The organism is bacterium (assembly GCA_004322275.1).
Lineage (GTDB): Bacteria > Desulfobacterota > Deferrisomatia > Deferrisomatales > BM512 > SCTA01.
On record SCTA01000015.1, the window covers coordinates 14,614 to 28,851 of the forward strand.

At 54.8% G+C, this 14,238-nt stretch carries 14 protein-coding genes, 1 tRNA gene and 1 pseudogene; 12 read left to right on the plus strand and 4 right to left on the minus strand.

Annotation, left to right across the window (positions count from 1 at the left end; genetic code table 11):
* Positions 1-40: 40 nt before the first annotated feature.
* From EPN96_04580 to EPN96_04590, 3 genes are all read left to right on the plus strand, one after another.
* On the plus strand, positions 41-1,351 hold the full coding sequence (locus EPN96_04580) for a hypothetical protein (protein TAL17599.1): 1,311 nt from the start codon (positions 41-43) through the stop codon (positions 1,349-1,351).
* Positions 1,335-3,029, plus strand: a complete 1,695-nt coding sequence (locus EPN96_04585; protein TAL17600.1) for a tetratricopeptide repeat protein — start codon at positions 1,335-1,337, stop codon at positions 3,027-3,029. Before EPN96_04580 ends, EPN96_04585 begins: the two co-directional genes overlap by 17 nt.
* Positions 3,030-3,116: 87 nt before the next feature.
* A complete protein-coding gene (locus EPN96_04590) occupies positions 3,117-4,901 on the plus strand; it encodes a tetratricopeptide repeat protein (protein ID TAL17601.1) in 1,785 nt (594 codons plus the stop codon).
* 130 nt (positions 4,902-5,031) lie between these two features.
* Here the strand turns inward: EPN96_04590 and EPN96_04595 are convergent, their stop codons facing one another.
* The 3 genes from EPN96_04595 to EPN96_04605 all read right to left on the minus strand — a co-directional run bounded on the left by EPN96_04595 (position 5,032) and on the right by EPN96_04605 (position 7,251).
* Entirely contained in the window at positions 5,032-5,415 is a 384-nt protein-coding gene (locus tag EPN96_04595) for a hypothetical protein (GenBank protein ID TAL17602.1), read from the minus strand.
* Positions 5,412-5,825 (minus strand): hypothetical protein, encoded by a 414-nt coding sequence (locus tag EPN96_04600; GenBank protein TAL17603.1) that lies wholly within the window; start codon positions 5,823-5,825, stop codon positions 5,412-5,414. The genes EPN96_04595 and EPN96_04600 overlap by 4 nt, the downstream gene beginning before the upstream one ends.
* A 502-nt stretch (positions 5,826-6,327) precedes the next feature.
* Positions 6,328-7,251 (minus strand): AraC family transcriptional regulator, encoded by a 924-nt coding sequence (locus tag EPN96_04605; GenBank protein TAL17604.1) that lies wholly within the window; start codon positions 7,249-7,251, stop codon positions 6,328-6,330.
* A 213-nt stretch (positions 7,252-7,464) separates the two neighbouring features.
* Here EPN96_04605 and EPN96_04610 point away from each other — a divergent pair, with 213 nt between their 5' ends.
* From EPN96_04610 to EPN96_04630, 5 genes and pseudogenes are all read left to right on the plus strand, one after another.
* A complete protein-coding gene (locus EPN96_04610) occupies positions 7,465-8,442 on the plus strand; it encodes a DUF362 domain-containing protein (protein ID TAL17605.1) in 978 nt (325 codons plus the stop codon).
* Positions 8,443-8,529: 87 nt separating this feature from the next.
* A pseudogene (locus EPN96_04615) lies at positions 8,530-8,676 on the plus strand (aldo/keto reductase).
* 91 nt (positions 8,677-8,767) lie between these two features.
* Positions 8,768-9,976: an aldo/keto reductase gene (locus EPN96_04620; protein TAL17606.1), complete on the plus strand. Its 1,209-nt coding sequence runs from the start codon at positions 8,768-8,770 to the stop codon at positions 9,974-9,976.
* Positions 9,973-10,494 carry a flavodoxin gene (locus tag EPN96_04625; GenBank protein ID TAL17607.1) on the plus strand — a complete coding sequence of 174 codons (522 nt, stop codon included), beginning with the start codon at positions 9,973-9,975 and terminating at the stop codon, positions 10,492-10,494. The genes EPN96_04620 and EPN96_04625 overlap by 4 nt, the downstream gene beginning before the upstream one ends.
* A 57-nt stretch (positions 10,495-10,551) precedes the next feature.
* The gene (locus tag EPN96_04630; protein ID TAL17658.1) at positions 10,552-10,713 is read left to right on the plus strand and encodes a twin-arginine translocation signal domain-containing protein; all 162 of its coding nucleotides are present in this window, start codon (positions 10,552-10,554) and stop codon (positions 10,711-10,713) included.
* 76 nt (positions 10,714-10,789) lie between these two features.
* Here the strand turns inward: EPN96_04630 and EPN96_04635 are convergent.
* Positions 10,790-10,867 (minus strand) — tRNA-Glu (locus EPN96_04635).
* Positions 10,868-11,156: 289 nt separating this feature from the next.
* Here EPN96_04635 and mltG point away from each other — a divergent pair.
* The 4 genes from mltG (at position 11,157) to EPN96_04655 (ending at position 14,188) form a co-directional block, all read left to right on the plus strand.
* Complete coding sequence (gene mltG, locus EPN96_04640) at positions 11,157-12,164, plus strand: endolytic transglycosylase MltG (GenBank protein TAL17608.1); 1,008 nt, start codon at positions 11,157-11,159, stop codon at positions 12,162-12,164.
* Positions 12,161-12,808, plus strand: coding sequence for a hypothetical protein (locus EPN96_04645; protein TAL17609.1), 648 nt, complete (start codon positions 12,161-12,163; stop codon positions 12,806-12,808). Before mltG ends, EPN96_04645 begins: the two co-directional genes overlap by 4 nt.
* Positions 12,809-13,008: 200 nt before the next feature.
* Complete coding sequence (gene queD / locus EPN96_04650) at positions 13,009-13,380, plus strand: 6-carboxytetrahydropterin synthase QueD (GenBank protein TAL17610.1); 372 nt, start codon at positions 13,009-13,011, stop codon at positions 13,378-13,380.
* A complete protein-coding gene (locus EPN96_04655) occupies positions 13,370-14,188 on the plus strand; it encodes a GTP cyclohydrolase I FolE2 (protein TAL17611.1) in 819 nt (272 codons plus the stop codon). Before queD ends, EPN96_04655 begins: the two co-directional genes overlap by 11 nt.
* Positions 14,189-14,238: the final 50 nt, after the last annotated feature.

Consider the following 14,238-nt stretch of genomic DNA (forward strand, 5'->3'; position numbering starts at 1 on the left):
TTCATTGAAAATGCGCGGAATTTTGCCGAGGAGACACTCCGTGAGCAATCCGGGTTGCACAAATAACAACATCGCACCGATAATCCCCGCCAAAGACATTGGCGAAGTCTACGACAACTTCGATCAGGCTTTGCCTGTAGACCCGTCTTCCGAGCAGTACATTCCTCGCGATGATCCTCAACTGAGAAGATTGGTTTTAGACCTTATCAGAGCAAAAACTTCTCTCCATGCCTTTCTTTGCGGACACAGGGGAAGCGGCAAGACCACAGAACTGAGAAAGCTCTGCAAAATAAAAGAAATCGGCGAGAACTACATCCCGGTTTTCCTTACCGCTCAGAATTTCGGAACGGAATCGGTAAACCTTACCCACGATGCCTTGCTCGTCGAAATAGGGCGCAGCATGGCTGAGGCCGGAAAGGAATACGGCGTTACGGGTTCCTATGAGAAGGAACTGGTGGATTGGGGCCGCGAGATAATTTCAAAACTGGTTAAGAGCGAATCGCTGAAAGCGGAGGCTGGCGCTAAGGCTAACTGGTGGCCTTTCTATTTCAAGGTCGTTGGCTCGACGAGCAAGGACAGAACCCAGGAAGAAAAGCAGATACTGGCACCTAAAATCGAGGATTTGATAAACATCCTTGACAGGATGGCGCAGGACATAAGGAACAAAACCGGCAAGCGGATTCTTGTGATTGTAGACGATCTCGAAAAGGGAGAATCCGACGCCGAAAAGGATATGCACAACCGTCTTTTTCAGGAAAATTACGATTCCCTTGTGCGTCCCGCGTTATCCATAGTCTACACGTTGCCGATATATTTTCGCGCCATGCCCGGAAGCCGGGTTCCTCTCGGAGAGATATACGCTTTTTCAGCGATTCACATATATAGCCGCGCCGAGAAAAGAAAAACAACTCCTCAGCCTGACAGAGACAACCGCGATTACGGGATAATGAAAAACTTCATCGAAAAGCGCGTACATTCCCCCAATGCGCTTTTCGAGGAGAAAACGATAGACGAGTTGATACTTATCGGTGGAGGTCTTTTCAGAGAGACTGCAAGGGCCGTTCGTTTGGCCGCCGGTGAGGCGCTGGCGCGAAAAGGCGACAAAATAACTTTCAAGGATGTTGAATACGCCTTTAACTCGATTAAAAAAGACTACCAGCCGATGATCCGGGGGGAAGATGTAAACATCCTCCGCAAGGTATACGACAGCGAGGAAGGATGGGTGGCGGGCGTCGAGCCCTTCTTGCAGGCCCGTGCAGTTGTAGAGTATGAAAACGGAGACCTTTGGCTGGATCTTCGCTATGTTCTAAAAGACTACGTCCTGAAGTTGAGCGATGCCGAAAAAGGATGAGTTTTCCCGCTTCGACGGCATAGCGGAAGCGGTCGTCTCCCGCGCCGAGCGCGCTTTCAACTCGGAGCGTTCAAGCTTTCAGATAGTCGTTTATCTCCATGAAAACGAAAAAATAGAGCTCCTCCGGCGGATACACGCCCGGCTTCGCGAGCATAATCTGACTCCCCGCGAATTATCACCCTCACACCGCGATGAGCACGTCTTTACAAAGCTCTATTCCCAGATAACGGAAGCGTCGAAAGGCCGCATGCTCAGCCTCGTTACCGACGTGCCCAGGGGTGAAAAAGGCATGGGGCCGGACACTGATTTTCTCCAGTACCTGAACATCCACCGCGATACGATAGCAAGAGAGCATCTGCGCTTCGTTCTCTTTCTCCATGAGCCCGACGTTGAACCCTTCATGCGCATGGCCGGAGACCTATGGGATTTTCGCAGCCATACCTACTGGCTGAACGAAGACCTTGAACTGCGAAAGGACAAGGCCGAAGGGTTTTCATGGCTGGACGAAGCGGCTGAAGATATTGATAAAAACAATCCCGAAGCCGGTGAAGTCGCCGATCATTTAGCCAGAACCAGAAAACTTCTCGAAGAGACCGCAGGAGCGGAGGACAGAGCGAATCTTCTGCTTTCTCTGACTCAATGGTTCCAGCGCCGAAACATGTGGGAAGAAGCCATAAAGGCTGCAAGAGAGGGGCTCGCGCAACTCGAAGAAAGCGATGCCAGTTCCCTTAAGGCGCAACTTGAGAACGGAATTGGTTATATGCTTAAGCACATGGGGCATTCACATCAAGCCCTGGAGCATTATAAAAAAAGCCTTGGTATTTCCCGTGAAGTCGGCGACCGGTGGGGCGAGGGAGCGGTGCTGAACAACATCTCCCAAATCTATAGTGGCTGGGGCAAGTACGATCAGGCTTTGAAAGCCCTTGAGGAGAGCCTCGCCATTCTTCAGGAAGTCGGTGACCGGAAGGGCGAGGGAGCGGTGCTGAACAACATCTCCCAAATCTATAGTGGCTGGGGCAAGTACGATCAGGCTTTGAAAGCCCTTGAGAAGAGCCTCGCCATTCGCCGGGAGGTCGGCGACCGGCAGGGCGAGGGAGTGACGTTGAACAACATCTCTCAGATTTACGATGGCTGGGGCAAGTACGATCAGGCTTTGAAAGCCCTTGAGGAGAGCCTCGCCATTCTCCGGGAGGTCGGCGACCGGCAGGGCGAGGGAGTGACGCTGAACAACATCTCCCAAATCTATAGAACTTGGGGCAAGTACGATCAGGCTTTGAAAGCCCTTGAGGAGAGCCTCGCCATTCGCCGGGAGGTCGGCGACCGGAAGGGTGAGGGAGTGACGTTAAACAACATTGCCTCCACATACCATAGGTTAGGGAAATTCGCTCAAGCGTTGAAGGCCCTTGAAGAAAGTCTCGCCATTCGCCAGGAGGTTGGCGACCGGCAGGGTGAGGGAGTTTCGTGCGGAAATCTTTCGGTTCTCTGGGGGAAGATGGGAAACCATGCTAAATCGGAGAAGTATGCCCGCTTGAGTCGCGAAATATTGTCTGAAATAGGCCACGATGATGCCACGTGGGCTAAAGGGCTTATTAAAGGTTCCGGGGTGGTAAAATCCATCGGTAAGGCGGAACCCTCGGCCAAAAAGAGCAAAAAACGCTCCAGGCCAAAGAAAAGATAGTCCCGGAATTTTCTTCTCCGGAATCCTCCAGCAAATACACAGAGTTTATACAACAATTTCCCTTTGCTGCCGCACAGAGGCTCCCGAATGACCGCCGACAAGAGAAATACAGCAATCTGCCTGGTTTTGCTGGGTGTCCTGACCCTCGCGGTCTTCTGGAGGACTTCCGGCTTCGACTACGTGAGCATCGACGATTACGAATACATAACCTCGAACAGGATGGTCACCGGCGGCCTTACCGCAGAGGGGGTAAAGGCGGCCTTCACGAAGGTTTACGAGGGCTTGTGGATTCCCCTGACGTGGGTCTCCTACATGGCCGACGTAAGCGCCTTCGGCCTGAAGCCCTCCTCTTTTCACACCACGAACGTCCTTCTGCACCTCGTAAACGTCCTCCTTCTCTTCTGGTTTCTGAAAAGCGCCACCGGCTCGCTCTGGAAGAGTTTTTTCGTCACCGCGCTCTTCGCCGTCCACCCCCTGCGCGCCGAATCGGTGGCGTGGATTACCGAGCGCAAGGACGTGCTCGCCGGGCTTTTCTTCCTGCTCGCCCTCCTGTCGCACCTCGGCTGGGCGCGAAGCGGCAAAAAGTACCGCTATGTCCTGACGCTTGTCTTTACCCTTTTGTCGCTGCTGGCGAAGCCGATGGCGGTTATGATGCCGGCAGCGCTTTTACTTCTCGATTTCTGGCCGCTCGGCCGCTTTCCGAAAGAGGTTTTCGCCGGGGAGCGGGAGGCGTACAGGAAGCTTCTTGTTGAAAAGCTGCCCTTTCTCGCGCTGTCGGTTGTCTTTGCCTTCTCGACGATGTACGCGCAAGCCGCGGGAAGCGCCCTCGGCCAGGGGAGAGGCTTTTCCACAACTGTATTCTACGGCCTCGTAAATGCGTCTAGAGCCTACTGGATTTATCTCGGCAAGACCTTCTGGCCGCTGAACCTGGCTTTCGAGTACCAGGCCGATCTCACGAATATTCAAATTCTTCTCGCCGTACCGGCCTTCATCCTGCTTGCGGCGGTGTCGGTGCTTGCCTGGCGCTGGCGCAAAAAAGCGCCGGAACTCGCCTTCGGCTGGTTCTGGTATTTTTTCGTGCTGCTGCCCGTAAGCGGGGTGGTGCCCTCCGGCGTTCAACGCCTCTCCGACCGCTTCACCTATCTGCCGCACATCGGCGTGCTTGTCGCGCTTGTCTGGGGGGCCGGGCGCTACCTTGCGGTGACCAGGCGGGCAAAGATAGGCCTCGCCGCGGCCGGGGCCATTATCGTCGCGGGCCTCGGCGGGCTTTGCTACGTGCAGGCGGGTTACTGGAAAGACACGGCGACGCTCTTTAGCCGCATGGACAGCATGGGCGGCAGGGAATACAGGGTGGCCTATCAGGAGTACCTGATAGGCTGCAAGATGTTCAACGAAGGCAAGCCCGAGGCAGCGCTGGAGTTTTTTAGATCGGTAATAAGAAGGAATCCCGACTATCCCGGCGTCTACATGAACGCTTCCCTTGCAGCATACGACGCCAAAAGGATAGACGAGGCGATGGCTCTGGCCCGGACAGGCGTAAGCAAGGGGGAGACTCTGGCGGGGCTGGTCCTCGGAAACGGTTACGCCGCGAAGGGACAGTACGGCGAGGCGAAAACCCAATACGAACTGGTGCTGAAGAGCCACCCCGAAAACCTGGACGCGCTTTGCAATCTCGCGCAGATGAATCAGGTCTACGGCAACGCCGGCGAAGCAATTCGCCTATTCAACGAGGTGCTGAAAATCGACGGCGAAAACATCGTTGCGCACGAAAGACTCGCCCGCCTCCTCAACGCGGCAGGCGACACGGAAGGGGCGCGCCGCCATCAGCAGGAGGCGGAAAGGCTCAAATCCCCGGGAACGCCTGGACGTTGAGGCCAATAAAAAGTAGCTCGCGACGTTTGAGCCCTTCACGCAGCCAGAGGGAGACTTGCCAGAGGCCGCTTAACAACCCTCCCTGGAGACCGGTGTCGGGTAATTTCTGAACTTGTACGCAAAGAGCTTGTCAGGGAAGAAGTTCCCGTACCAGCGCCAAGGCTTCTTCCTTATCGTTGGTGCGAAGGACGTTCATGGTTCCGCTTTCTATCTCGGCTTTGACAATCGCCCCCATAAGCACCCTGCCTTGAAAAGACACTTCAAGCCTTCTGCCGACATTCTCCTTCGTCAGTTCTCTGAAGACGCGCATTTCCTCGAAATTCAACTCAGCTATAACGGAGTATTTCGGATAATCCGGGAATTTCGCCGAGGAGGTAATCAATATGCGAGCGGCCAGCAATTTTTCAGGGGTCAGCTCATAATTGACCGTAGGACCTTCCTCGGCAATGGCCGAGGAGACTAAAGCCCCGATTAGAATCAAAACGATGAGGCAGATTGTTCTCGCGTATTTCACCTGTTCTCCTCCATTCCGGGAACCCATGTAGACTCTATCGTGTAATTGACCAGAAAAGCGTCCGACTCGGTGCGAACCTCAAAATGCCAAAATAGGGGCTCTGCGCCTCCATTATCAAATCTGAACTCTGCTTCCAGATACGGCAGCAGAATAGCGGCATCCCTTCCGCCATTATTCGATGTTATCTCAATTGTGGTCCCGATAGCGTTTACATTTTTAACAGTTATCCAGACCACTTGTCCCAATCTGGCACTTATGCTCGCATCTCTGCTCCAAACTCCGCTTTCGTACAGGTGCCTGCCGCTTGTCGAGGGGTTGTGAGAGCCTTTATTCGGGCCGACAAACCCCAGACCAAAGGCCTTGAATTTTTCGTCGCCGGTTGCCGCTTCCGTGTTGTTGAATCCGCCCATCTTTTCTCCTTTTATCCCGCTTGGAGGAATTTTTCATCACTCCAAAGAGTGAATTTTTTAGACATTGTTATGGTATCTCCGAAGCGGGTTCACGCGCCTGGAAATATAAACATTATTTAGCCAGTGATTACGGTGAGTTATAATATTTTGGGTTCATGAGGTTTTATTTGGGCGTTTAGCGGGTAGTGACAAAAGCAAAAGGGCCAAACCGCTCGCGCGACTTGGCCCTTTCTTTATAGTGGCGTCCCCAAGGGGATTGAACCCTGTCGTCGGCGTGAAAGAATGAGCGGAAACTTAATCTATTCCTGAATTATCTAAGAGCACTTGCAATATTCGCCAGTGATTCCGCTGCGATAATTTTTTTCCGAAATTCAATGGCGGAGGCAGGTGCCCAGATATTAAGGTAGCCCAGACCCTTTAACGCAGAAAAACACGTAGTTGATGCGTCTCCTGCCCGGTCTTCATGCCGTTTGATGCCATGTGTTTAATCAATAAAGTGGTTTTATGCCGTCGCAACGGCCATTTGGCGCAAGTTCGTGATGTCCCGCAGTGGCGGGGCTCCGAACAGGCGATTGTATTCGCGGCTGAATTGCGAAGGGCTCTCGTATCCGACCTGAAACGCCGCGGATGAGGCGTCCAGATGTTCCGACAGCATTAAGCGCCTTGCTTCCTGAAGACGGAGCTGTTTCTGATATTGCAAAGGGCTAAGGGCGGTCATCGAGCGGAAGTGGTGATGAAAGGTTGACGCGCTCATGTTGGCTTTTGAGGCCAGATCGTCAATGCGAAGCGGCTCCGTGAAATTACCCTTCAGCCATTCGATCGCCCTCGCCACCTGTTGACTCTGACTGCCCGCCGAGGCAATCTGGCGCAGGCGCGCTCCTTGTTCCCCGACGAGCAAACGGTAGATTATCTCGCGCTGGATTATGGGCGCAAGTATCGGTACGTCTCTTTCGTCGCCGAGAAGGTCGATTAAACGTGTAAAGGCTGTAATGAGATGCAAAGTTGCCTCGCCGGTCGCCATTCCGCGGTCTGACCGCTGCGCGCGCGGCGGGGGAAGATTGCTGTCCACCATCATCTGAGAGATCTCGCGCAGGTCGAGCTTCAGCCGAAGCCCCAGGTAAGGCTTCTCCCGGCTCGCATCGATAATCTGCACAACCGTGGGCAGATGCACCGACGTAACGAGATAGCGGTGCGCGTCATACACGAAGGTGTCTTCTCCCAGCAGGACGCGCTTGGCCCCTTGGGCTGCCACGCAAATGCTGGGTTCATACATGCCGCTGATGGGCTCCGTCGGCTCGTCCCTCCTGAAAAGCGACAGTCCCGGAACAGCGGTTACTTGTTGCTCGCCTCCATCGGTCCATCGGGCAATGCTCTCCCGGAAGACCGCTAGCGCAGTTTCAGTGTTATTGTTCTCTATTTCCCTCATATCTTCTCCATTTTTCATGTCTTTTGCTCGACATGAGCCTACCTGGCCCCGCTCCTCGTGACAACACCTATCCAAGGTTCCGCACGATTAGGCAAGAATAGAACAGTATCGGTCTACCTGCCTTCACTCGCCATGAGTTAGCTTTTAGCCGGTGATGAAGGAGCCGGACACTCCTGGTGATTAGGATCGCCTATTCTTGGAGGGTAATGAAGAATGTCAGAGCAAATATCGCGTCGCAGATTTCTGAGAAACAGCGTAGTAGTCCTGGGAGCCGCCGCCCTGTCGGTCAACGGCCTTGGCAAGGTGTTTGCAAGGGAGCCTGATAAATCCAAAGTATTCTTTACGAATGAAATAAATCCAGACGGCCTGTTAAGGGTCTATTCAAAGATCAATCAGGGCATCGCCGGTAAAGTAGCGATAAAGATGCACACCGGCGAACCGAACGGACCGAATATCCTGCCGCGGGACATGGTCAAAGCACTGCAGCAGCAAATCCCGAACAGCAATCTGGTGGAGACGAACACCCTCTACAAGGGTAAGCGGTATACTACAGCGGATTATCGCGAAACCCTGAAGATCAACGGCTGGGATTTTTGCACCGTGGACATCATGGACGAGGACGGGGGTGTGATGATCCCGGTAAAGGGCGGGAGGCATTTTACGGAAATGTCGGTCGGCAAGAACATGCCGGGTTACGACTCGATGGTGGTGCTGACCCACTTCAAGGGGCATGCAATGGGCGGCTTCGGCGGTTCGATGAAGAATATCGCCATCGGCTGCGCCGACGGGCCGGTAGGCAAAAAAATGGTGCACGCCGCCCCTGATAATGACGATTACCAGAGCTGGCTCAAGGGCGAACCCTTTCAGGAGAACATGGTGGAGTCGGCGAAAGCCACCATAGATCATTTCGGCAAGAGGATCGTTTTTATAAATGTGCTGCGCAATATGTCCGTTGACTGCGACTGCGCTGGCGTCAGCGCCGCCCCGGTAAAGGCGCGCGACATAGGCGTCCTTGCCTCCGCCGATCTTCTGGCCGTCGATAAGGCCTCCATCGACCTTGTCTATAAGTTGCCCGAAGAAGAGCTTCACGACCTCAGGGAGCGCATCGAGTCCCGTCAGGGCCTGCGCCAGCTGTCATACATGAAAGAAATGAAAATGGGTAACGACCAGTACGATTTGATCGCGGTCTAACGAGGAGAAAAGAATGCAGAAACGCAAACTGGGAATTGGCGGGTGGGAATTGGCGGGCTGGAAGTCTCGGCCATCGGCCTCGGCTGCATGGGGATGAGCTTCTCGTACGGCCCCCCGGCGGATAAAAAGGAGATGATAGCCCTTATGCGCAGGGCGGTCGAACTGGGCGTGACCTTCTTCGATACGGCTGAGGTCTACGGCCCGTTCACAAACGAGGAGCTGGTTGGGGAAGCAACAGTGACCTAGAAGTCTCGGCTTACGGTCGTAGAGTTGACAAGAATGATGCTCTTGAGCTGATAAGAACCGCTAATGGAGGAACCACGACATGAATAGCACACAAAACGACTGCGCGCTTGAAGGCGGCCCCGTCACACTGGATCGACGGAAGTTTCTTGTCGCAGGAGCAGGACTAGCCGCAGCCGCGTTGCTGCCTCATATTTCTGCTGCTGCGCAATCTCTGGAGGGTTCTGCTGCCATCGGGAGCACAGGCGCTGTCCGTCCTCCTCAGTCCTCGATCCTCGGGAGCCGCAAGCTCGGCAAACTCGAAGTGTCGAGCATCGGACTCGGCGTTCAGAACATGAGCCGCAAATACGACACCACAGTGCCTTACCGACCGGAAATGATTAAGGTCATCCGCGCCGCTTTCGATAGTGGCGTCACTTTCTTTGACGCGGCAGAGGCGTACGGTCCCTTCGAGGTGGAACGCATCTTGGGTGAGGGGGTGGCTCCTTTCCGCGATAAGGTTGTGATCGCAACGAAATTCGGCTGGAACATCGATCAGGAAACCGGCAAGCGTCTTCCGGGACTTAACAGCCGCCCGGAGCATGTCAAGCTGGTAGTCGAAGCCATGCTCAAGCGCCTTCGGACTGATCGCATCGATCTTCTTTATCAGCACCGAGTCGACCCGGAGGTCCCTATTGAAGACGTCGCCGGTGCAGTCAAGGAGTTGATGGGTCAAGGCAAAATACTGCATTGGGGCCTTTCCGAGATGGGGATTCAGACCCTGCGGCGCGCTCATGCCGAACAATCCGTCACCGCAGTCCAGAGCGAGTATTCCATGCTATGGCGCGGACCAGAGAAGGAAGCGATCCCGACGTGCGAGGAACTTGGCATAGGCTTTGTGCCTTGGAGTCCCCTCGGTGTCCAGTTCCTGACTGGTTGGATCGATGCAAGCACCCGGTTTGCTCCCGGTGACTTTCGAGGCACTGAGACCCGGTTCGCGCCGGAGAATCTGCAGCAGAACCTTGCGCTCGTTGAAATGCTGAAGAAATGGGCTGAACGAAAGAGTGCAACCCCCGCGCAAATTGCGCTGGCCTGGCTGATGGCACAGAAGCCTTGGATCGTGCCGATCCCCGGAACGACACATGAGGAGCATATGCGCCAGAATATCGGCGCTGCTGCTGTTAGTTTTACCCCTGCCGAACTGACTGAATTGAATGAGGCTGTAGCAACGATCGAAATCCTGGGGCAGCGCCTCCCGGACGCAGTACAAGCTTTTTCTGATGTAGAAGCTCCCCTAAGGAACCCGAAATGAAAAAACTGATCGCGTTCTACTCCCGTCCGGGAATGAACTTCGTGAATGGCAACATCGTGAATCTGCCGGTTGGAAATACGGAAGTAGCCGCTAAAATTATCCAGAACCTGACGGGCGCTGATCTATTCAGGATCGATACCGTTATGGTATATCCGGTCGGCTATGAAGAAACGACCGAGGTGGCGAAGGAGGAACTGCGCCAAAATGCCCGTCCCGAGCTCGCGGGACATGTGGAGAACATGGGGGACTACGGCGTGATATATCTAGGATACCCCAACTGGTGGGGGACGATGCCGATGGCAGTTTTTACTTTTCTGGAGGAGTACGACTTCGCAGGAAAAACAATAATCCCTTTATGCACCCACGAAGGTAGCGGGATGGGTCGCAGCGAAAAAGACATTCGGAAGCTTTGTCCTAACGCCAATGTACTCAAAGGACTCCCTGTAAAAGGAAGCAAGGTCCAAAAAGCCGATGACGAAATTGTTAGTTGGCTCAAGCAATTGAGGGAAGTTAACTGATATTCACGTATTTGATGGCTGTAGACGGAATCCGGGAGGGCCTCAAGGTCTGAATCCATAAGCCGCCGCTCCTTTCTCAAAATAAGTGCTGCTCCTGGAGCTTCACTGGCAATCGGCGCGAACTCCTCAATTGGATGCGAAACCAGGCACTCGCCGCTAGCGGCAGTCAAGGGGCCGGACTATTTTCAATTACCTAAGCCTGCAATTTTGCATTCATAATGCAAATTTACACGAGTCGGATACGGAAAAAACAAAAGGGCCAAACCGCTTGCGCGATCTGGCCCTTTCTTTATAGTGGCGTCCCCAAGGGGATTTGAACCCCTGTCGTCGGCGTGAAAGGCCGATGTCCTGGGCCGGGCTAGACGATGGGGACGTTTTTTTCGACTAGCAGCGAAGATATTTCTTGCCCGTGCCCCGCTGATGGAGGCGGGATAATACGTTATTCCAATTCCGTTGTGAAGAGAAAAATTCCCGCGCCGCCTCTTTTTTGATAACTTCACCCGCGCCGGGGGTTTTCGCCGGTCTTCGCGCCTTTGTGGCGGTTGTTGACAGCCGCCCTCCCGGCTTTTAAACTGCGGGTAATCATCGAGCTGCGCAACTATGCTGCGTGAGCTTTGGCCGAGGGAGGCTGCAACCTTGAACCACTCTTTTGGGGCGTGACGATGCGTTTTCTAAGGACAAGAGCGCAGAGGTTTATCCTCGCGGCCTTTATTTTGCTCCTCGCCCTTTCGAGCTGGTTCTATGTAAAGGTGTCGAACTATTACAACGCCGAAAGGGTGCTCGCCGCCCCTGTCTATATCGACGTTACCGAGGGAATGGGCGCGAAGTCGCTTGCGAAACTGCTGGCGAAGTCGGGGGCGGGGCCGTGGGAGCTGGGCAACACCCTTTCCATGCGCCTTTACGGCAAGCCTTCGGGTTTCAAGGCCGGTCACTACTCCTTCGCGGGCACGATGACGCTCAGGCAGATGCTTTCGGACATTTACGCCGGGCGCGTCTCTATGGTGGACGTGACCTTTCCCGAGGGGTACACCCTTCGCCAGATGGCCCCGATACTCGAAGCGGCGGGGGTAACCGGCGCTGCCGGTTTCATAGCTGTCGCGACCGATCCCGCTACCCCGAGGCGTTTTGACCTGCCCGGCGACAGTCTCGAAGGGTTTTTGTTTCCCGACACCTACCGCTTCGCAAGGGGGCTAAAGCCCCTGAAGGTCGTCGAGGCGATGGTGGGCCGTTTCAAGGTCGTAGCGAAGGAGCTGGGCTTCATCGGGCGAGGTGACCTTTACCGCACGGTGATTCTCGCCTCCATCATCGAGAAGGAGACGGGGAAGGGAGAGGAAAGGCCGCTAATCGCCTCCGTCTTCGAGAACAGGCTTAAGATCGGGATGACCCTGGGCAGCGATCCGACGGTCATCTACGGAATCCCCGATTTCGACGGGAACCTGCGGAAGGTGGACCTCCTTCGGGACGCGCCTTATAATACATATGTAAGAAAGGGGCTGCCGCCCGGCCCCATCGCCAACCCGGGAAAAGAAAGTTTACAGGCGGTGCTGAATCCAGCCAAAACCAAGTATCTTTATTTCGTCGGCAAGGGCGACGGCAGCCACTATTTCTCCACCTCCCTTGCGGAGCACAACAGGGCGGTCAGCAAATACCAGTTGAAAGGTAAAAAGTGAGATACATCCTCGCCTTTATCGCCCTTTTCGCGGCAGCCGGGAGCGTTTTCGCCCAGCAGAGCGGGTGGCGCGTGGCCGATTCGGTGAAGGCCAGGGTTGACGACACCGTCATCACCCAAAGCCAGCTTCGGTCTGAAGGCGAATTCGCCAGACTGGAAGGGGAACCGGGAATTCTCACCGACGTCGAGCTGCTTCGCAGGCTTGTCAGGAGAAGGCTCGTCGTAGCCGAGGCGACAAAGCTTAGAATGAGCGTTCCTCCCGAAGAGGTCAGGAAAGGCGTTGACAGACTCGCCGGGTTCGCCGGGGGTGAGGAAAAGCTCGCCGCCGTCGCCGGCGCTCTAGGGATGACTTCGGCGGATCTGGAAAGAAGGGCCGCCGACATGGCCCTTGTGGAGCGCTACCTTGGCTTCCGGCGGGAGTCCGCTTACGTTTCGGAATCCGAGGTGCGGGCATACGTCGCCAAAAATCCGGAAATCGCCGGTTCGAGACCCATTGCGAAGGTGCGCGACGAGGTGAGAGAGTTTCTGGCGGCGGAAAAGTACCGGGAGGAGCTGGACAGGTGGATTGACAGGCAGTTAAACCTCGGCAGGGTGAGGATAATCCCGGTCGCGGAGGTATCCCCCGTCATTGAAAAACTCCGCTGACGAGATCGCTCCGTTTGTTATTTGGCGCCGCATCGCCGTTTTCAGTAAAAATACCCCGCAAGCCCCTCTCCACCTCATGCGAGGACTTGTCAATCCACAGATCCTGAATGTAGGGGCAAACCCTGAAGGGGAATTTTGCCTTTACAATTTTTTTGGCCCGGTGCTAGTCTAAACGGTCGAAAAAAAACAAGGGAGTTTATATGTTTGAACTAAAGATAGAAGACCATCTCGCCGCCGCGCACAATCTGCGCGAGTATGAAGGCGAATGTGAAGCCCTTCACGGGCACAACTGGAAGATAGAGGTGGTAGTCCGGGCCAGGGAACTCAACAGCATAGGCCTCGCCATAGATTTTCGGGATATCAAGTCGGCTACCACGGCGGTCCTCGACGGCCTCGACCACCGTTACCTTAACGAGGTCCCTCCCTTCGACAAGGTGAACCCCTCTTCGGAAAACATCGCCAGATACATCTACGAGGAGGTCGGGAGGAGACTTTCCGGCACCGGGGCGAAAATCCACAAGGTTACCGCGTGGGAAAGCGAGAAGGCTTGTGCGAGTTACTTTGAAGAGTGATTGCGAAGAGCTTGTAGACATACAGAGCACCAGCGACCACCGGCGGATAGAGATCGACAAGGTAGGAGTAAAGAACATCACCTACCCCGTCACCCTGCTGGACAAGGCTCACGGCAAGCAGTCCACCGTGGCTACGGTGAACATGTACGTCGGGTTGCCCCACCACTTCAAGGGAACCCACATGAGCCGCTTCGTGGAGGTTTTAAACGAGCACCGCGAGGGGCTCAGAATCGGGAGTTTCCCGAAAATCCTCGAAAAGATGCTCGACCGGCTGGAAGCGGCCAGCGCGCACATAGAGATGCGCTTTCCCTATTTCGCTGAAAAGCTGGCGCCGGTGAGCAGGGAAAGCTCGATTATGTCCTACGACTGCTCCTTCAAGGGCTCGCTTCGGGACGGGAAGTACGATCTTCTCGTAGGCGTTACGGTGCCCGCGACCAGCGTATGCCCTTGCTCCAAGGCGATAAGCGAAGCCGGGGCTCACAACCAGAGGTCTCTCATCACCCTCGAAGTGCGTTTCAAGGAGTTCGTCTGGATTGAAGACCTGATTACCTACGTAGAGAGCAAGGCTTCCTGCGAGGTATACAGCCTCCTCAAGCGCGCCGACGAAAAGTACGTCACCGAAAAGGCTTACAACAATCCCAAGTTCGTGGAAGACATCGTGCGCGACGTGGCTTACGGGCTGCTCAAGGACCCGAACATCACGTGGTTCTCCGTCGAGGCCGAAAACTTCGAGTCTATCCACAATCATAACGCTTACGCCCTGGTGGAGAAGTGGCCGGACTCCATCGATCGAAGGAAAGCCGGATAGATTTAGGGCTTATCCGTAAATAGGCCTTTCGGAGATCGCGCCGGATTTTG

What these genes read in the sequence shown, in the direction of transcription:
- EPN96_04585 (TAL17600.1), top strand. Translation starts at nt 1,335, where the DNA reads ATGCCGAAAAAGGATGAGTTTTCCCGCTTCGACGGCATAGCGGAAGCG.
- EPN96_04590 (TAL17601.1), top strand. Translation starts at nt 3,117, where the DNA reads ATGACCGCCGACAAGAGAAATACAGCAATCTGCCTGGTTTTGCTGGGT.
- EPN96_04600 (TAL17603.1), bottom strand. Translation starts at nt 5,825, where the DNA reads ATGGGCGGATTCAACAACACGGAAGCGGCAACCGGCGACGAAAAATTC.
- EPN96_04605 (TAL17604.1), bottom strand. Translation starts at nt 7,251, where the DNA reads ATGAGGGAAATAGAGAACAATAACACTGAAACTGCGCTAGCGGTCTTC.
- EPN96_04610 (TAL17605.1), top strand. Translation starts at nt 7,465, where the DNA reads ATGTCAGAGCAAATATCGCGTCGCAGATTTCTGAGAAACAGCGTAGTA.
- EPN96_04620 (TAL17606.1), top strand. Translation starts at nt 8,768, where the DNA reads ATGAATAGCACACAAAACGACTGCGCGCTTGAAGGCGGCCCCGTCACA.
- EPN96_04625 (TAL17607.1), top strand. Translation starts at nt 9,973, where the DNA reads ATGAAAAAACTGATCGCGTTCTACTCCCGTCCGGGAATGAACTTCGTG.
- mltG (TAL17608.1), top strand. Translation starts at nt 11,157, where the DNA reads ATGCGTTTTCTAAGGACAAGAGCGCAGAGGTTTATCCTCGCGGCCTTT.
- queD (TAL17610.1), top strand. Translation starts at nt 13,009, where the DNA reads ATGTTTGAACTAAAGATAGAAGACCATCTCGCCGCCGCGCACAATCTG.